The organism is Pseudomonas sp. SMV7, from assembly GCF_052041995.1.
Taxonomy (GTDB): Bacteria; Pseudomonadota; Gammaproteobacteria; order Pseudomonadales; family Pseudomonadaceae; genus Aquipseudomonas.
On the sequence record NZ_JBKGGT010000030.1, the window covers coordinates 21998 to 38715 of the forward strand.

General features: G+C 63.3%; 16 protein-coding genes and 2 pseudogenes. 12 read left to right on the plus strand and 6 right to left on the minus strand.

The window, feature by feature from the left end; translation table 11 throughout:
• Positions 1-97 precede the first annotated feature (97 nt).
• Both ACLEJP_RS24495 and ACLEJP_RS24500 read left to right on the plus strand, forming a co-directional pair.
• Positions 98-775, plus strand: a pseudogene (locus ACLEJP_RS24495) (helix-turn-helix transcriptional regulator).
• The gene (locus tag ACLEJP_RS24500) at positions 772-1689 is read left to right on the plus strand and encodes a pyridoxal-phosphate dependent enzyme (protein ID WP_440810618.1); all 918 of its coding nucleotides are present in this window, start codon (positions 772-774) and stop codon (positions 1687-1689) included. Before ACLEJP_RS24495 ends, ACLEJP_RS24500 begins: the two are co-directional and overlap by 4 nt.
• Before the next feature lie 18 nt (positions 1690-1707).
• Here ACLEJP_RS24500 and ACLEJP_RS24505 read toward each other — a convergent pair whose 3' ends face one another.
• Positions 1708-1878, minus strand: a complete 171-nt coding sequence (locus ACLEJP_RS24505; RefSeq protein ID WP_170029725.1) for a KGG domain-containing protein — start codon at positions 1876-1878, stop codon at positions 1708-1710.
• Positions 1879-2150: 272 nt separating this feature from the next.
• Between ACLEJP_RS24505 and ACLEJP_RS24510 the strand changes: the two genes are divergently transcribed.
• Together ACLEJP_RS24510 and ACLEJP_RS24515 are read left to right on the plus strand one after the other, a co-directional pair.
• Positions 2151-3248 carry a carboxynorspermidine decarboxylase gene (locus ACLEJP_RS24510; RefSeq protein ID WP_440810620.1) on the plus strand — a complete coding sequence of 366 codons (1098 nt, stop codon included), beginning with the start codon at positions 2151-2153 and terminating at the stop codon, positions 3246-3248.
• 31 nt (positions 3249-3279) lie between these two features.
• Complete coding sequence (locus ACLEJP_RS24515; protein WP_289131435.1) at positions 3280-4524, plus strand: saccharopine dehydrogenase family protein; 1245 nt, start codon at positions 3280-3282, stop codon at positions 4522-4524.
• 150 nt (positions 4525-4674) lie between these two features.
• Here the strand turns inward: ACLEJP_RS24515 and ACLEJP_RS24520 are convergent, their stop codons facing one another.
• On the minus strand, positions 4675-5721 hold the full coding sequence (locus ACLEJP_RS24520) for a class I SAM-dependent methyltransferase (RefSeq protein WP_440810622.1): 1047 nt from the start codon (positions 5719-5721) through the stop codon (positions 4675-4677).
• A gap of 119 nt (positions 5722-5840) precedes the next feature.
• Positions 5841-6704, minus strand: coding sequence for a type 1 glutamine amidotransferase domain-containing protein (locus ACLEJP_RS24525; protein ID WP_440810624.1), 864 nt, complete (start codon positions 6702-6704; stop codon positions 5841-5843).
• Between the two features lie 117 nt (positions 6705-6821).
• Between ACLEJP_RS24525 and ACLEJP_RS24530 the strand changes: the two genes are divergently transcribed.
• The 8 genes from ACLEJP_RS24530 to ACLEJP_RS24565 all read left to right on the plus strand — a co-directional run bounded on the left by ACLEJP_RS24530 (position 6822) and on the right by ACLEJP_RS24565 (position 14942).
• Complete coding sequence (locus ACLEJP_RS24530) at positions 6822-7757, plus strand: LysR family transcriptional regulator (protein ID WP_440810626.1); 936 nt, start codon at positions 6822-6824, stop codon at positions 7755-7757.
• Positions 7758-7805: 48 nt separating this feature from the next.
• On the plus strand, positions 7806-9143 hold the full coding sequence (locus ACLEJP_RS24535) for a UDP-glucose dehydrogenase family protein (protein WP_440810628.1): 1338 nt from the start codon (positions 7806-7808) through the stop codon (positions 9141-9143).
• Positions 9131-10105, plus strand: a complete 975-nt coding sequence (locus tag ACLEJP_RS24540; protein WP_440810629.1) for an NAD-dependent epimerase/dehydratase family protein — start codon at positions 9131-9133, stop codon at positions 10103-10105. Before ACLEJP_RS24535 ends, ACLEJP_RS24540 begins: the two co-directional genes overlap by 13 nt.
• Before the next feature lie 33 nt (positions 10106-10138).
• Positions 10139-10885 carry a glycosyltransferase family 2 protein gene (locus ACLEJP_RS24545; protein ID WP_440810630.1) on the plus strand — a complete coding sequence of 249 codons (747 nt, stop codon included), beginning with the start codon at positions 10139-10141 and terminating at the stop codon, positions 10883-10885.
• Entirely contained in the window at positions 10882-11154 is a 273-nt protein-coding gene (locus tag ACLEJP_RS24550; protein ID WP_440810632.1) for a lipid-A-disaccharide synthase N-terminal domain-containing protein, read from the plus strand. The genes ACLEJP_RS24545 and ACLEJP_RS24550 overlap by 4 nt, the downstream gene beginning before the upstream one ends.
• Before the next feature lie 3 nt (positions 11155-11157).
• Entirely contained in the window at positions 11158-12714 is a 1557-nt protein-coding gene (locus tag ACLEJP_RS24555) for an ArnT family glycosyltransferase (protein ID WP_440810634.1), read from the plus strand.
• A gap of 168 nt (positions 12715-12882) precedes the next feature.
• Positions 12883-14103: a putative DNA modification/repair radical SAM protein gene (locus ACLEJP_RS24560; RefSeq protein ID WP_440810636.1), complete on the plus strand. Its 1221-nt coding sequence runs from the start codon at positions 12883-12885 to the stop codon at positions 14101-14103.
• Positions 14094-14942, plus strand: a complete 849-nt coding sequence (locus tag ACLEJP_RS24565; protein ID WP_440810638.1) for a TIGR03915 family putative DNA repair protein — start codon at positions 14094-14096, stop codon at positions 14940-14942. The genes ACLEJP_RS24560 and ACLEJP_RS24565 overlap by 10 nt, the downstream gene beginning before the upstream one ends.
• A 68-nt stretch (positions 14943-15010) precedes the next feature.
• Here ACLEJP_RS24565 and ACLEJP_RS24570 read toward each other — a convergent pair whose 3' ends face one another.
• The 3 genes and pseudogenes from ACLEJP_RS24570 to ACLEJP_RS24580 all read right to left on the minus strand — a co-directional run.
• Entirely contained in the window at positions 15011-15268 is a 258-nt protein-coding gene (locus ACLEJP_RS24570) for a PAAR domain-containing protein (RefSeq protein WP_440810639.1), read from the minus strand.
• Positions 15265-16077, minus strand: coding sequence for a DUF6708 domain-containing protein (locus ACLEJP_RS24575; protein WP_440810641.1), 813 nt, complete (start codon positions 16075-16077; stop codon positions 15265-15267). The genes ACLEJP_RS24570 and ACLEJP_RS24575 overlap by 4 nt, the downstream gene beginning before the upstream one ends.
• Positions 16074-16718 (minus strand): annotated as a pseudogene (locus ACLEJP_RS24580) (oxidoreductase); the annotation flags it as partial. The gene ACLEJP_RS24575 and the pseudogene ACLEJP_RS24580, both read right to left, overlap by 4 nt.

The following is a 16718-nucleotide window of genomic DNA, read 5'->3' on the forward strand; positions in this document are numbered from 1 at the left end:
TTCGCGGGTTCGCCTGCGCGTTGGGGCCGGAAAAAGCAAATCGCAAAATTCAACGCCACGTGTAAAAATACACAGAACGTTGATTTTGCGATTTGCCATGTCCCTGCCACCCAAAGCCGAACGCCAGCTCACCCTCACCGTGCTCAAGGCCGCCATCCAGGCCATGGGCAGCGTTGCCCCACGCAACCTGGAAATCCTCCTGCACGACCTTGACCACCCGGAACACTCCGTGATGGCGATCGTCAACGGCCACCTTTCCGGCCGCAGCGTCGGCAGCCCGATCCTCGCCGCCCCGGAACAGGACCAAGGCTTCAAGGCGCTGATGCAAGCCTCTGCCGACCAGCAAGGCTGCGCGCCGGTGGTCGTCCCCGACTACCCCACCACCCTCAGAGGCCGCACCTTGCGCAGCGCCACGGCAATCTTCCGTGACAGCACCGGCCACCCCTTCGCCAGCCTTTGCGTCAATACCGATGTCACCGGCCTGGACGCCGCCATGAGCTTTCTCCAGTAGTTCCAGCCATTGGCTACGGCCCCGACCACCAACAACGAGCCCGCCGACATGGAGCTGCTGATGAGCGAAATCATCCAGACCTCGCTGCAGCGCAGCGGCCAGGGGCGGATGAACAAGCAGGCCAAGGTCGAGGCCGTGCGGGTGATGCAGGAGCGTGGCCTGTTCATCGTCAAGGGCGGGGTGGAAAAAGCTGCCAGTGCCCTGGGGGTGACCCGCTACACCATTTACAACTACCTCGACCAACTGCGCGGAGCCAGCCGATGACCTTGCATATCCCTACCCCCTTGATCGAATCCCGCCCGCTGTCGCTGGCAGCCGGGTGCAACATCTGGCTCAAGCTCGACGCCCTGCAGCCCTGCGGGTCTTTCAAGTTGCGCGGGGTCGGCCATGCCTGCGAAGTGCAGCATGCCCGTGGCGCGCGGCATTTCGTGTCCTCCTCGGGCGGCAATGCCGGCCTTGCGGTCGCCTATGCCGGGCGCAAGCTGGGCGTGCCGGTGACCGTGGTGGTGCCCGAAACCACCACCGAGCGGGCCCGGGAACTGCTACGCCTGGAAGGCGCCAAGGTGGTAGTCCACGGTAGTTCCTGGCAGGAAGCCAACAGCCTGGCGCAAACGCTGGTCGGCCAGGGCGATGCTTTCATCCACCCGTTCGACGACCCGCTGCTGTGGGCCGGGCACGCCAGCCTGGTGGATGAAGTTGCCGAGGCCGGCCTGAAGCCGGATGCGGTGGTACTGTCGGTAGGCGGTGGCGGCCTGCTCTGCGGGGTGGTCGAGGGGTTGCAACGCAATGGCTGGGGTGATGTGCCGGTGCTGGCGGTGGAGACCACAGGCGCGGCGTCGCTGCATGCGGCCTTGCAGGCAGGGCACCCGGTGGAGCTGGACCGTATCGACTCGGTGGCCACGTCGCTGGGGGCAAAGCGTGTCGCCGATCAGGCGCTGGCCTGCGCAGCCCGGCACCCGCTGCATAGCCATGTGGTCAGCGACCGTGCCGCACTCGAAGCCTGCGAGCGCTTCCTGCTGGACCATCGTGTGCTGGTAGAACCGGCCTGCGGTGCCGCGCTGGCGTTGGCACATGACGCAGTCGCGCTGGCCGGCTACCGTAACGTGCTGGTGGTCGTGTGTGGCGGGGCCACCGCTACCCTGGCGCAGATCCACGCCTGGCTGGCCGTGGCCGACTGAAGCGCTGGCGCGGCGAAGTCAGCCTTCGCCGCGCCGACGCGAACCGCCGTGGCTGTGTTGCCCGCCCACCCGTGCTTTCTCCGCACGGTCCTGTTTCAGGTCCTTGCCAGACCCGCCCTTGCGTCCCGCGTCATGAACCCTCTGCGGATCATCGGCAAAACCGTGGCCGTTGTCGTGATGCTTGGTCATGCTCCGTCTCCTGAACCAAAGAATGCCCAATGTTGGAGACCTGACCTGGCAGATGATTGCCTCGCCCTGACCAATGGCTCAGGTCAATCCCCGAGGTCATGGATAATGACCAGGATGGTCACATGAGCATGTTCTACTGAGCCCGCCACGACCGGAAAAGCCACTGCAAGGTCAGCAACCCTGACGAAATGCATATCCCGCCCTTTCGGTCTGCGGCAAGTGAAGGCACAATGCGTGTCCTTTTTTTGGCCGGCCTGGCCGGGGGCCTTTAAATGATCAAGACGCCGTACTACCTCATCGATAAAACCAAGCTGCTGGGCAACATGGAGAAGATCGCCTACGTGCGCGAACACTCCGGTGCCAATGCCCTGCTCGCCCTCAAGTGCTTTGCCACCTGGTCGGTCTTCGACCTGATGCAACAGTACATGGACGGCACCACCTCTTCCTCGCTGTACGAGCTCAAGCTCGGCCGCCAGAAGTTCGCCGGCGAGACCCACGCCTACAGCGTGGCCTGGGCCGACGACGAGGTCGAGGAAATGCTCGAGAACTGCGACAAGATCATCTTCAACTCCATCGGCCAGCTGCAGCGCTTCGCCGAACAGTCCGAAGGCAAGGTCCGTGGCCTGCGTGTCAACCCGCAGGTCAGCAGTTCCGACTACCTGCTGGCCGACCCGGCCCGCCCGTTCAGCCGCCTGGGCGAATGGGACCCGGCCAAGGTCGAACAGGTGATCTCGCAGATCTCCGGCTTCATGTTCCACAACAACTGCGAAAACGGTGACTTCGGCCTGTTCGACAAGATGCTCAGCCACATCGAGGAACGCTTCGGCCACCTGCTGCACCAGGTCGAATGGGTCAGCCTCGGTGGCGGCATCCATTTCACCGGTGAAGACTATGCCCTGGACGCCTTCTGCGCACGCCTGAAAGCCTTCTCGGAAAAATACGCCGTGCAGGTGTACCTGGAGCCGGGCGAAGCGGCCATCACCAACAGCGCCTCGCTGGAAGTGACCGTGCTCGACACGTTGTACAACGGCAAGCACCTGGCCGTGGTCGACAGCTCGATCGAAGCGCACATGCTCGACCTGCTGATCTATCGCCTCAACGCCAAGATGGCCCCGAACGACGGTGCCCATACCTACATGGTCTGTGGCAAGTCGTGCCTGGCCGGCGACATTTTCGGCGAATACCAATTCGACCGCCCGCTGGCCATCGGCGATCGCCTGTCGTTCGTTGACGCAGCGGGTTACACCATGGTCAAGAAAAACTGGTTCAACGGTCTGAAAATGCCATCCATCGTGGTCAAGCAACTCGACGGCAGCGTCGAAGTGGTGCGCGAGTTCGGTTTCGAAGACTACGTTTCCAGCCTGTCGTAAGACCGGCTTTCAGTAAGGAGCAAGGGATAAATTGAAGAAGAACGTTCTTATCATTGGTGCAGGAGGTGTCGCCAAGGTGGTGGCCCACAAGTGCGCGCAGCATAACGACGAACTGGGTCGTATCGCTATCGCGTCACGGAACATCTCCAAATGCCAGGCCATCATCGACAGCGTCAAGGCCAAGGGTAGCCTCAAGGTACCCGCCGACATCCAGGCCTTCTCGCTCAATGCCCTTGATGTCGAGGCGACCAAGGCACTGATCCGCGAGACCGAATCGCAGATCGTGATCAACGTCGGTTCCGCCTTCCTCAACATGTCGGTGCTACGTGCCTGCATCGATACCGGTGTCGCCTACCTGGACACCGCCATCCACGAAGAGCCGGGCAAGATCTGCGAGACCCCGCCGTGGTACGGCAACTACGAGTGGAAACACCTCGAAGAGTGCCAGGCCAAGAACATTACCGCCATTCTCGGCGTCGGCTTCGACCCGGGTGTGGTGAACAGCTACGCCAAACTGGCGCAGCAACAGTATTTCGACAGCATTGACTCGATCGACATTCTCGATGTCAATGCCGGTTCGCATGGCAAGTACTTTGCCACCAACTTCGACCCGGAAATCAACTTCCGCGAATTCACCGGGCAAGTCTGGAGCTGGCAGAACAGCCAGTGGACCAGCAACAGCATGTTCGAAGTCAAGCGTACCGACGACCTGCCAGTAGTCGGTTCGCAGAACCTGTACCTGACCGGCCATGATGAAGTTCACTCGCTTTCGAAGAACCTCAACGTGCCGAACGTGCGTTTCTGGATGAGCTTCGGCGAACACTACATCAACGTGTTCACCGTGCTGAAGAACCTGGGCCTGCTCTCCGAGCAACCGGTGAAAACCGCCGAAGGCCTGGAAGTGGTACCGCTGAAGGTGGTCAAGGCCGTATTGCCGGACCCCGCCTCGCTGGCTCCGGGCTACACCGGCAAGACCTGCATCGGCGACCTGGTCAAGGGCACCAAGGATGGCCAGCCGCGCGAAGTGTTCATCTACAACGTGGCCGACCACGAAGAAGCCTACGCCGAGACCGACAGCCAGGGTATTTCCTACACCGCCGGGGTGCCGCCGGTGGCTGCCGCCCTGCTGGTTGCCCGTGGCGAGTGGGATGCCAAGCGCATGGTCAACGTCGAGGAGCTGCCAGCCGAGCCGTTCCTCAAGGCGCTGGACGTGATGGGCCTGCCGACCCGCATCAAGGATGAGAAAGGCGATCGTCCGTGGGACGCTGAAGCCTAAGCGGCAAAAAAAAGGGGGGCGCCGTTCAGGCGCCCCTTCTTTTTGCCTGTCCGGCCTCATCGCCGGCAAGCCAGGTGGGTGCTATCCACCGCGCCGCCTGCTTCGCGAATAAATCCGCTCCTACAATTGACCATCCAGCGAGGAGCCTCCCTATTTCCGGGCCTCGAGGATCAGGTTGAACGGTGTCTGCGTCGCCCGCCGGAACCGGCTGAACCCCGCCTCCTCGAACACCGCACGCAAGCGCGCCTCCCCGGCCTGCGCCCCCAGCCCCAGGCCCACCTCCTGGGATAACGAGTTCGGCGTGCAGATGAAGGTCGACGCGGCATAGAACAAGCGCCCGACCGGCGTCAGGTTGCCCTCCAGCGAGTCCTCGGCATAGGGTTCCACCAGCATCACCGTGCCGTCAGCCTTCAACGCGCGACAAGCATGTTTTGCTGCCCCCACCGGGTCGCCCATGTCGTGCAAGCAGTCGAAGAAGCACACCAGGTCATAGTCATGCCCCGGATAGTCCTTGGCGGTGGCCTGCTGAAACGTGACCCGCCCCACCAACCCCGCTTCGCGTGCGCGTTCGTTGGCCGTGGTGATGGAAGGCCCGTGGTAGTCGTAGCCAATGAAGGTGGAGGCCGGGAACGCCTCGGCCATGACCAGCGTCGAAGCACCATGCCCGCAGCCGACGTCAGCGACCTTGGCGCCCGCCTGCAACCTGGCCACCACGCCCTCGAGCGCCGGTAGCCACTCGGACACCAGAAAAGTGCGGTAACCCGGCCGGAAGAACCGCTCGGTGCCGCTGAACATGCACGGGTGATGGTCCCCCCAGGCCAACCCGCCGTCACCGCGCATTGCCGCAACCAGCTTGTCCTTGTCATGGAACAGCGCCGCCACTACCGCCGCGCCACCGGCCATGTAGGCCGGGGAGTCTTCCAGCGCCAGGGCCATGGCCTGTTCTTCGGGCAATACGAAGCGGCCGTGGTCGTGCACCATGTAGCCCGACGCGGCCTGGGCGCTGAGCCACTCGCGCACCAGCCGTGGGTGGCAACCGGTCTTTGCCGCCAATGCCTCGGGGGTGGTTGGCTGGCTGTCGGCCATGGCCCGGTACAACCCCAGTTCGTCGCCGAGGATCACATTGGCCAGGGTCGCCGCCGCGCCCATGTCGCCCACCAGCTTGCCCATGAAATCGTGAAGCCTTGCCTCGTCCATGACCTGCCCTCCTCTGCAAGAAGGCCATCGCCAGCGAGGGACGTCCGCTCCGGGGAGGCGGTGGTCGGTTGGATAGTATTGGCCTGCCGGGCGCTACCCGGTGCAGGCCACTGCTAAGTCTAGTTGCCCTGTTCGGGGCGCCGGGCCTGTTCGGCCAGTTTTTCCAGCAATGCCTTGGCCAGCGCTTTGTCCGAGAACGGGTTCTGCCCGGTGATCAGTTCGCGGTCCACCACCACATTAGGTTGCCAGGCCTCGGCGTAACCCATGTCACCTCCCGCCATCGCCATGGCGCCAGCCGGGTAGAACAACAGCCGCTGGCCGTTGAGCGAGCCCTCGAATACCTGCTCTTCCGGGTCGGAGAAAATGGTCATCCGGTAACCCTTGTACACCCAGTCCTTGGCTGCCGGCTTGTCGCCCCGCGCCAGCGCGGCCTGGTAGCCTGCCGGGTCCTGCTGGGCGGCGAGCAGGGCGATGGGGCCGTGGCAGATGGCTGCGGTAGGTTTGCCGGCCTGGTGGAAATAGCGCAGCAAGGTGCCAACCTCGGGGTTGTTGGCGAGGTCGATCAAGGGGGCATGGCCACCGGGGATGAACAGCCCGGCATAACGGCTTGGGTCGCCTGCCAGTACCTCGCTCACCGACAGGGTATCGTCGATACCGGGCAGGTTTTGGACGACCTTTTCGATGCGCTTCATCTCGGCTGCATCGCCGCCAAAATAGCTCGGGTCGATCGAACGCGGGTCGACGCTCGGGGCGTTGCCCTTCGGCGTTACCAGCACCAGCTTGTAACCAGCCTTGAGCAACTGGTCGGCTGGCACGCCGAACTCGTTGAGGTAATAACCGGTGGGGTAGCGTTGGCCGTCCTGCAACGGCAGCTGGCGCTCGCTGGACAATAGCACCAGCACCTCGCCCCTGGGCGCGGCCTGGGTACCGGCGGCAAGCAGGGAGGCAGCCACGGCAAGGGCAAGCCTGGACATCTGGATCATGCAGCAATCTCCTCGATCAACTCATGGGCCATCCGTACAGGGCGACCCGATGCGCTCATGCTAGTGGCCAGGCTATGATTCGATAATTCGAAAGCTTGCATGCCTGTAATCCAGAAAATGAATATCGCCAGCAAAGACTTCAACCTGCTGTACCTGTTCCATGTGCTGTATCAGGAACGCAATGCCACCCTCGCCGCCCAGCGCATGGCGCTGAGCCAGCCTGCGCTCAGCCACAAACTGAACAAGCTGCGTCATCAGTTCGGCGACCCCTTGTTCGTCCGCGCGCCCCGCGGCCTGACGCCCACGCCGCGCGCCCATGAACTGGCACCCCAGGTGGAACGCCTGGTGGTGAGCCTGGAAGGCTTCTATGAACGTTGCGAAGGCCAGGACTTCCTCGCCCGCCCTGCCCGGCTGCACCTGTACAGCACCGATTATGTCGAGCAGACCCTGTTACCCAGGCTGCTGCCGCTGCTGCGCAGCCAGGCACCTAACCTGACCCTGGTGACCCACAACACCCGTGGCCAACTACCCCGCGAAGCGCTGGAGAAAGGCACCTGTGACCTCGCCGTTGCCGGGTTCTATACCGACCTGCCGGACACCTTCCACCAGCAGCGCCTGCTCAACGAACAACTGGTGGTGTTGGCGTCACGCAGCCATCCAGGCCTGGGCAAAGGCCTGGACCTCGACACCTTCCTCGCCAGCGACCATCTGCTCACCACCCTCACCGGCGACCTCGACGGCCTGGTCGACCGCGCGCTGCGCAGCCAAGGCAAGCAGCGACGGGTGGTAGCGGGCTTGTCCAGTTTCATCGCCCCGGCGCGCTTGCTGCGCGGCACCGACTTGCTGCTGACCTGCCTGCGCTCGCTGGCCGTGGAAGCCAGCGCGCGCGATGACGACCTGGTGATGTACCCGCTGCCGCTGACGCTGCCGGGCATCGAGGTGATGCAGATCTGGCACGAGCGCACCCATGCCGATCCCCTGCGGCGGTGGTTCCGCCAACAGCTCTGGGCGGTGGCCCAGCAAGCGGCGATCAGCACAGGTAACAATTCCTAAACAACAATGTGACATTTTTTTTCAGCTTTCTCGCCAAGGAGCTGTCAAATGAAGGTCACGGTTTTCGGTACCGGTTATGTTGGCCTCACCCAGGCAGTGTGCCTGGCCCAGGTGGGGCATTCGGTGTTGTGCATGGATGTCGACGCCGCGCGGGTCGCCGCCCTGAATGAAGGCCACTGTCCGATTTTCGAGCCGGGCCTGGCGCCAATGCTGGTGAACAACCTGGCTTGTGGTCGGCTGCGCTTCACCACCGACGCCAGCGAAGCGGCCAACTATGCCAGGGTGCAGTTCATCGCGGTCGGCACCCCGCCACAGGCCGATGGCAGCGCCGACCTCAGGCACGTGTTCGCAGTGGTCGACAGCATCCTCGAACATGCCGACGCTCCTAAGGTGATCGTCAACAAATCCACCGTCCCCGTCGGCACGGTGCACCGCATCAAGGCGCGCATCGCCCAGGCCGTGGGCGACACTCGCCGCTTCCAGGTCATCAGCAACCCCGAGTTCCTCAAGGAGGGCTCGGCCGTGGACGATTGCATGCGCCCGGAGCGCATCATCATCGGTGGCGCGGAACCTGCCGAGGTGGAACTGCTGCGCGAGCTGTACCTGCCGTTCAGCCGCAACCGCGAAAAGCTCATGGTCATGGACGCACGCAGCGCCGAGCTGACCAAGTACGCGGCCAACTGCATGCTGGCGACCAAGATCTCGTTCATCAACGAAATCGCCAACCTGGCCGAGCACCTGGGCGCCGACATCGAGATGGTGCGCCGTGGCATCGGTTCTGATCCGCGCATCGGCTACGACTTCATCTATGCCGGCTGCGGCTTCGGTGGCTCGTGCTTCCCCAAGGACCTGCAGGCCCTGCGCCGCAGCGCCGAGGCCGAAGGCTTCGAGCCGCAGCTGCTGCGTGCGGTGGAGTCGGTCAACGAGCGGCAAAAGGGCCGGCTGTTCAGCAAGATCCAGCGCCATTACCCAGGTGGCGTGCGAGGCAAGGTCTTCGCCTTGTGGGGGTTGTCATTCAAGCCCAACACCAACGACATTCGCGAAGCCTCCAGCCGGGTGCTGCTGGAAGCATTGTGGGCCGCCGGTGCGCGGGTACAGGCACATGACCCACAGGCCATGGAGGAGATCCAGCGGCACTATGGCACGCGCCGCGACCTGCGCCTGGTGCCCTGCAAGGACGATGCGCTACGCGGCGCCGATGCCTTGGTGATCGTCACCGAATGGCAGGATTACCGCGTACTCGACCTGGACAAGGTGCTCCAGCAATTGGCCGACCGCGTGGTATTCGACGGGCGCAACCTGTTCGAGCCGGAGCACATGGCCGCCGCTGGCCTGACCTACTACGGCATCGGCCGTGGCCAGGGGCAACCCGCATGCCCGTACTGATTACCGGCGTGGCCGGGTTCATCGGCTACCACGTGGCGCGGCGCCTGTGCGAGGCGGGCATCGAGGTGGTCGGCATCGACAACCTCAATGCCTACTACAGCGTCAAGCTGAAGCTGGCACGCTTGCAGCAGCTGTTCGACTTCGCCAACTTCCGCTTCCACACCCTCGACATTACCCACCCGACAGTGCTGCAACAGTTGTTCGCGGCGCAGCCGTTCAGTGAAGTGATCCACCTGGCAGCGCAGGCCGGGGTGCGTTATTCGCTGGACAACCCCGGGGCTTATGGGCAGGCCAACCTGGTGGGCTTTCTCAATGTGCTCGAGGCCTGCCGCCAGCGCCCACCGCGCCACTTCATCTATGCCTCCAGCAGCTCGGTGTACGGGGCCAACGCCAAGCTGCCGTTCAGCGTCGATGACCGGGTCGAGCAGCCGCTGTCGCTCTATGCCGCCAGCAAACGCGCCAACGAACTGATGGCGCACAGCTATGCCCACCTGTACCAGCTGCCGACCTCCGGGCTGCGTTTCTTCACCGTCTACGGCCCCTGGGGCCGCCCGGACATGGCCCTGTTCACATTCACCCGCGCCATTCTCGAAGGCCGGCCGATCGCGGTCTACAACAACGGCCTGATGGCTCGCGACTTCACCTACATCGACGACATCGTCGAGAGCATCGTGCGCTTGCGCCTGAAGCCGCCAGTGCCGGCCGGGGGGCAACCGCCCTGTCAGTTGTTCAACATCGGCCGTGGCCAGCCGGTACGGCTGCTGCAGTTCATCGAATGCCTGGAGCAGTCCCTGGGCATCCAGGCCCAGCGCGACTACCTGCCACTGCAACCCGGCGACGTGGTGCAAACCTGTGCCGATATCGGCGGGCTGCAGCGCTGGATCGGCTACACCCCCGGCACATCGCTGGCACACGGCGTCAATGCGTTCGTGGCCTGGTACCGCGACTACTACCGGGTCTGAACCGCCCAACCACAACAGGATCACAAGCCCCCCATGACAGTCCCACTTGAGCTTTCGGTACTCATTCCGGCCAGGAACGAGGCCGACAACCTGCCGTCACTGTTGCAGGAAATCCGCGCTGCGCTGACGGCGCAAGCCTACGAGGTGCTGGTGGTCGATGACGGCAGCAGCGACCACACCCTGAGCGTCCTGCTGCAATTGAAAAGCCAGGGTTACCCGCAATTGCGGGTGCTCCGCCACGAGCGCTCGCTGGGCCAGAGCACCTCACTGTGGCACGCCGCCGAAGCGGCGCGCGGCCAGTGGCTGGCCACCCTTGACGGCGACGGGCAGAACGACCCGGCGGATATTCCCGGCATGCTGGCCCTGGTACACGCCAACCAGCATCTGGCCGGCAGCAGCCTCAAGCTGGTGGCGGGGCACCGGGTCAACCGCCGCGACAGCGCCAGCAAGCGCTGGGCCTCGCGCCTTGCCAACGGCCTGCGCCGCCGCCTGCTCAGGGATGCTACGCCCGACACCGGCTGCGGGTTGAAACTGGTCGAGCGCGCGGCCTTCCTGCGCCTGCCTTACTTCGACCACATGCACCGCTTCATTCCGGCGCTGATCCTGCGCCACAACGGGCGCATGCTGGTTCACCCGGTCAACCACCGGCCGCGTCAGGCCGGGGTGTCCAAGTACGGCAATCTGGACCGCGCCCTGGTTGGCATTCTCGACCTGTTCGGGGTCTGGTGGCTGATCCGTCGCACGCGCCTGGATACGCGCCCGCAGGAGCTCGAAGGATGACCCGTGAAAGCCTGTGGCTGATCATCGGTTTCGCTGGTCAGGTGGTGTTCACCGGGCGCTTCGTGCTGCAGTGGCTGTACAGCGAGATCAAGCGCCGCAGCCTCATCCCGGTGGGTTTCTGGTACCTGAGCATCCTCGGCAGTGCGCTGCTGCTGGCCTACGCCATCTATCGCCAGGACCCGGTGTTCATCATTGGCCAGAGCTTCGGTTTCCTGGTCTACCTGCGCAACCTGCAGCTGATCGCCCGCCACCCGCAACAGAAGGAATAGCCCGTGCCAAGGTTCGATACGCTCATGGCCGAACGCCTGGCTCTGGTGGCCCTGGCGCTGGTGCTGGTGGGTGCGGGTATCGGCTGGCGTCAGCCGATGAATGTGGATGAGGAGCGCTTTCTTGGCGTTGCCCTGGAAATGCTGCAGAGCGGTCACTGGTTCATCCCGCACCGGGCGGCTGAAATCTATGGTGACAAGCCACCGCTGTTCATGTGGACCGTCGCCCTGTTCAGCAACCTGACCGGCTCGCCTGGCATCGCCCTGTACCTGCCCGGGCTGTTATCGGCAGCGACCATAGCCTGGGTGCTGCACGACCTGGGGCGGCGCCTGTGGAACCGGCGCATCGGCGTGATCGCCGCCCTGCTGTTCCTCGCCACCTACCAAAGCTACAGCATCCTGCGCACCGGGCAGATCGACAGCTTTCTGTGCCTGTGGGTGGCGCTGGGCCTCTACGGCCTGCTGCGCCACCTGCTGCTGGGGCCGGCCTGGGGTTGGTTCTACCTGGCTTGCGCGGCCATGGGCCTGGGTATCATCAGCAAGGGCGTGGGCTTTGTGCCTGCGCTGGTATTGCTGCCGTATGCCTGGGCGGTGCGCCAGCATTGGCACGGCGTGGTGGCGATGCCCGGCCAGGCTCGGCGCTGGAGCCTGGGCTTGTTATGCCTGCTGGCCGGTTGCGCGGTATGGCTGTTGCCGCTGCTGGTGTCGGTTGCCCAGGGAGGCGGCGCGGCAGAACTGGCCTACCTGAAGGAAATCCTGTTGCGCCAGACCGCTGGCCGCTATACCAATGCCTGGGACCACCGTGAGCCGTTCTGGTACTTCTTCGTCAAGGTCATCCCAAAATACTGGCTGCCACTGGTGCTGGCGTTGCCCTGGCTGGTACCGGCCTGGCATCGGCAGCTGCAGAAGCGCGATGGGCGCTTCCTGTTGCTGCTCGGCTGGGTGGCGCTGGTGCTGCTGTTCTTCAGCCTCAGCAGTGGCAAGCGCAAGCTGTATATCTTCCCGGCGCTGCCAGGCCTGGTGCTGGCTGTCGCGCCGCTCCTGCCCTGGCTGCTCAGGCGTTGGCTGCAGCGTCGGCCGGCCTGGCGCAAGGGCTTGATGACCGTGGCCCTGGCATGGTTCGCGCTATGGTTCGCACGCGGCTGGGTCGAGCCGTTGAAAGAAGGCCGCAACCCACATGACGCCCTGATGAGCGAAGCCGCGCGCGTCACCGGCGGTGCCGAACTGGTGCTGGTCGACTGGCGCGAGGGGCATTGGCTGTTCGCCCGGCAACCTATCGTGCACTTCGGCTTCAGCGGGCAATCCACGGCAGATACGGCCGCCTACTGGCTGCGCCGTCACCCTGCGGCCTACGCCTTGGTCCCGGCCACCGCCCTGGGCCGCTGCTTCAGTGCCGAGAAGGCGCGCAGGCTCGGCAAAACCTCGCGCGCCGAGTGGTATGTGGTCGCCGCCGATGCCGACACTGGCGAATGCCAAGCGGCAGCGCCCCGGCATGTCTATCACTTCGCCTGGGCGAGCCCTGTCGGTAACCCGCCAGCGTTGCGCCGCCCGCCGCAACCTTAGGGCGCAGCGGCGCTTCAGGAATATTGAGCGCCACACCTTCTGCGCCTGCTTCGGGTCGCCGTTCGGGCGGGTGCCACAGGTGGCGATGAACTGCCTGAACTTCAAATCCACTTGCAATCGGCGCCTGCTCAAAATACTGTATGAATAATCAGTATCCGGTATGACGCCATGCAACTCATTGCCAAACTCGGCATCCTCGCCGACGCCGCCAAGTACGACGCCTCCTGTGCCAGCAGCGGCGCGCCCAAGCGCAATTCGCGGGGTGGGGATGGCCTGGGTGCCACCAACGGCATGGGCATCTGCCACAGCTACACCCCCGATGGCCGCTGCGTGTCGCTGCTCAAGGTGCTGCTGACCAATTTCTGCCTGTACGACTGCCAGTACTGCGTGAACCGTCGCTCCAGCAACGTGCCCCGCGCCCGTTTCACCCCCGAGGAAGTGGTGCGCCTGACCCTGGATTTCTACCGGCGCAACTGCATCAGCGGCCTGTTCCTCAGTTCCGGCATCATCCGCTCGGCCGACTACACCATGGAGCAGTTGATCCGCGTGGCCCGCCTGCTGCGTGAAGAACACCACTTCCGCGGCTACATCCACCTCAAGACCATTCCCGATGCCGACCCGCTGTTGATCGAAGAGGCCGGTCGCCTGGCCGACCGCCTCAGTGTCAACATCGAACTGCCCACCGACGCCAGCCTGAAACGCCTGGCGCCGGAAAAGCAGGCCCACACCATTCGCCAGGCAATGGGCGTCATCCACCAGGGCCAGCAAGCCGTGGCCAACGAACCCAAGGCCCCGCGCTTCACCCCCGCCGGGCAGAGCACCCAGGTGATCGTTGGTGCCGACAATACCGACGACAGCACCCTGCTGCGCAACGCCGAGTCGCTGTACCAGGGCTACGGTCTCAAGCGCGTTTACTACTCTGCCTTCAGCCCGATCCCCGACAGCCCGGGCAGCGTGCCCCTGGCGGCACCGCCGCTGCTGCGCGAGCACCGCCTGTACCAGGCCGACTTCCTGCTGCGTGGTTATGGCTACCAGGCCGGGGAGCTGCTCGGCCAGGGCGGTAACCTGGCATTGGACATTGACCCCAAGCTGGCCTGGGCACTGGCCAACCGAGAGGTCTTTCCGCTGGATGTGAACCGCGCTGAACCCGCGCTGCTGGCGCGCATTCCGGGCATCGGCCTGCGCAGCGTCCAGCGCCTGGTCGCGCTGCGGCGCGAGCGGCGCATCCGCTATGACGACCTGATCCAGCTGCGTTGCGTGCTGGACAAGGCGCGGCCGTTCATTGTCACCAGTGACTACCGCCCGGCCCAGGCCGAGCTGCGCAGCGGCTTGTTGCGGGCCCGTCTGCGCGAGCCACAGGCACCGATGCAGATGGGGTTGTGGGGATGATCGCGCTGGACTGCGATGACCTGTTCGCAACCTGGCGTGAGCAGGCGCGCGTGCTGTTGGGGCATGGTATCGACCCCGCGGAGGTCACTTGGTCGCAGGGGCCGATGGCTGACTTGCTGGCCGTACCCACTCCGCTCCCGCAAGGCCCCGGTCCTTTCCGGGCCAAGGTACCGGCGACGCTGCTGACGCTGCTGGAACAGGCCGCCCGCTACCGTGGCGAGCAACGCTGGAACCTGCTGTATGAGGTGCTCTGGCGTGTGGCCCACGGCGACCGCACCGCAATGCTGGCGGGGGATCGGCTGGGCAGCGAACTGCATCGGCGGATCAAGCAGGTCAGCCGCGAGGCGGATCACTTGCACGCCTTTGTGCGTTTCGTGCCGTTGCCGGACGCCGTGGCGGCCCACCTGCAGCTGGACCTTGTGGCTTACCACGAGCCGGCCCACGACATCCTCGAAAGCGCCAGCCCGCACTTCGCCGACCGCCTGGGGCGCCTGCGCTGGTTGATCGCCACCCCGGGCGATGGCATACGCTTCGACGGCCAGGCGTTCGAATACCATCGGCAGTGTCCCGAAGCCTGGCGCCGCTGGGCGCGCAACGCCGATGACCCGGGTGTCGAGCTATGGCGCACCTATTACCGCCATACCTTCAACCCTGCGCGCCTCAATCCCGATGCCTTGCGTCTGCACATGCCGGGACGATTCTGGCGACACTTGCCGGAGGGCATGCTGATACCCCAACTCGAAGGTCTGGCGCGCCAGGGCAAGCAGCGCGACGGCCAGGCGCTGGAAGTTGCGGCCCAGGCCGGCAAACAGATCAGCAAGCCAGCGCGGTCGGGATAGGCACGGGCTGGCCCGCGAAGCAGGCCAGGATGGTTGGGTTGACACAGAGACCTGGGCAAGCGTTAGCGTCAATCCAGCATCCAGCCAGCATCGCCCTCTTCCAGCACACCACCATGGTCGGTTCGATCGCCTTTGCGCGCCACGGCTGCACCTTCAATCATGAAGTGCGCAGCACCACTGATTATTACGGCACCACACGTGGTGCGGTCTCCCACTCTGGCGACCGGCTTGCCATTGAAGGTGTACGCGGAACTGCCGCTTTCCACCTGGTTGGTGCCATGCAGCGGGCAGACATGCCGATGGCCTACGAGTATCACGGGTTTCATCGGGCCTCACCTTCAGATGGGGCAGTTCGGGATTCACGGTCAATGTCTTCCGGCCAAAGAACCTTTGGCGCCAGGCAATGCATGTGGCTCAGGCCATCGTCATCGTTCCAGTCACGGGGTGGATGGATGAATTTCGGCAGGGCTTCAGGGCCTTGCTGCATGAACAGCCGGGCGATGGCCCAGTAAGCTTCGCCACGGTAGAGGTCATGAGCGAAGAACACGCGGTCGATGACTTCGTTGGTTTCCGGGTTGCGGACCGACAGCATGACGTTTTCGATCAGGCCACCGTGGCCGGGGGCGTAGACTCGGTAGACTTCGGCGGTTACGTCGTCCCAGTTGTAGGCGACCGGTTTTACGCCCCAGCGTTTGCGACTGAAGATGAATATACGGTCATATCGAAACTCATAAATATATATCTTTTGGCGAAGTCGATTGAGGCGAATTGGTTCATCTCTAGGCGCAACCAGGTCAAGTCTGATGTAGGGAATCAAAGCCCACAATATTATCGGAGGGAAAATTATTGATACGTTTATTATCCAATCGCGCTGCCAACCGTCCTGCAAAAGACTCCAGTACAGGCAAAGCGTCAGCCCTAGAATGAAAATCAACCCCGGGGTCCCGACTAAAAATATGACACCCCGGAGGACGCTGCTGCTCCGTGGCAACTCGAGATAAACATCATCGAAGTAGTTGGGTGACGGCTTGACACTCGCCCACACTTTCCGCCACTTCGGTATTTCATGCACCGTGGGAAGGTCATGGCTCCAGCCTAAAGCACGCTCCCACAAAACCTTATTATCAGGCTTCACTCGTTAATCTCCCTGACACAAACCTCAACGTAGCCACTTGGTTGGCGCCTATCCGGCCAGTACATTACCAACAGCGTAGCCGCCAGGATCGTATGCTTTCCTAATGTCGCCATGAGCGATATCGAGCCAGAAATCTCTAGCTCGCAGAGTCCGCCAGGATAAGATTTTCGCCTCTTGCTAATAGAATATTTTTGGTCGAAGTCGGGTATTCGCGATGATGCAAAGCTTGAAAATGCAGAGGACGGCGTGAGAGGTTCTTCAGAGGGTGCAAAAAAGTTTCCCGAAGCAATAGTTTCCCCGCCAAGGTAATCAGGGTGGTTGCCGTCACCATGACGATGCACAATTAAGTTCCAGCGATATCCCGAAGACCGTTCGTCATACATAGGCAACGCGATCACAAATTTTAGCTCCCTAATCATTTCGACACTAATCAAGCCACCGATTTTCGGAAGGCCTGGATCAGTTGCCAAGCGCGACTCAAAATTAAACTTCGCTTGTACGCCTAACGTGGCAGCATTGAGTTCGGCAAAAGCGATATCCGCGTATTCTGGAGCATTCCAATGGGTGCTCGGCTTTTCTTCTGCTTTTCCAAAGCAGCACCGCTTTACCCACCGCTCCAGGTCAGTTGATTCATTTTCCTG

Coding starts and splice junctions, on each gene's coding strand:
- ACLEJP_RS24500 (WP_440810618.1), top strand. CDS start 772: ATGACCTTGCATATCCCTACCCCCTTGATCGAATCCCGCCCGCTGTCG.
- ACLEJP_RS24505 (WP_170029725.1), bottom strand. CDS start 1,878: ATGACCAAGCATCACGACAACGGCCACGGTTTTGCCGATGATCCGCAG.
- ACLEJP_RS24510 (WP_440810620.1), top strand. CDS start 2,151: ATGATCAAGACGCCGTACTACCTCATCGATAAAACCAAGCTGCTGGGC.
- ACLEJP_RS24520 (WP_440810622.1), bottom strand. CDS start 5,721: ATGGACGAGGCAAGGCTTCACGATTTCATGGGCAAGCTGGTGGGCGAC.
- ACLEJP_RS24525 (WP_440810624.1), bottom strand. CDS start 6,704: ATGATCCAGATGTCCAGGCTTGCCCTTGCCGTGGCTGCCTCCCTGCTT.
- ACLEJP_RS24530 (WP_440810626.1), top strand. CDS start 6,822: ATGAATATCGCCAGCAAAGACTTCAACCTGCTGTACCTGTTCCATGTG.
- ACLEJP_RS24535 (WP_440810628.1), top strand. CDS start 7,806: ATGAAGGTCACGGTTTTCGGTACCGGTTATGTTGGCCTCACCCAGGCA.
- ACLEJP_RS24540 (WP_440810629.1), top strand. CDS start 9,131: ATGCCCGTACTGATTACCGGCGTGGCCGGGTTCATCGGCTACCACGTG.
- ACLEJP_RS24545 (WP_440810630.1), top strand. CDS start 10,139: ATGACAGTCCCACTTGAGCTTTCGGTACTCATTCCGGCCAGGAACGAG.
- ACLEJP_RS24550 (WP_440810632.1), top strand. CDS start 10,882: ATGACCCGTGAAAGCCTGTGGCTGATCATCGGTTTCGCTGGTCAGGTG.
- ACLEJP_RS24560 (WP_440810636.1), top strand. CDS start 12,883: ATGCAACTCATTGCCAAACTCGGCATCCTCGCCGACGCCGCCAAGTAC.
- ACLEJP_RS24570 (WP_440810639.1), bottom strand. CDS start 15,268: ATGAAACCCGTGATACTCGTAGGCCATCGGCATGTCTGCCCGCTGCAT.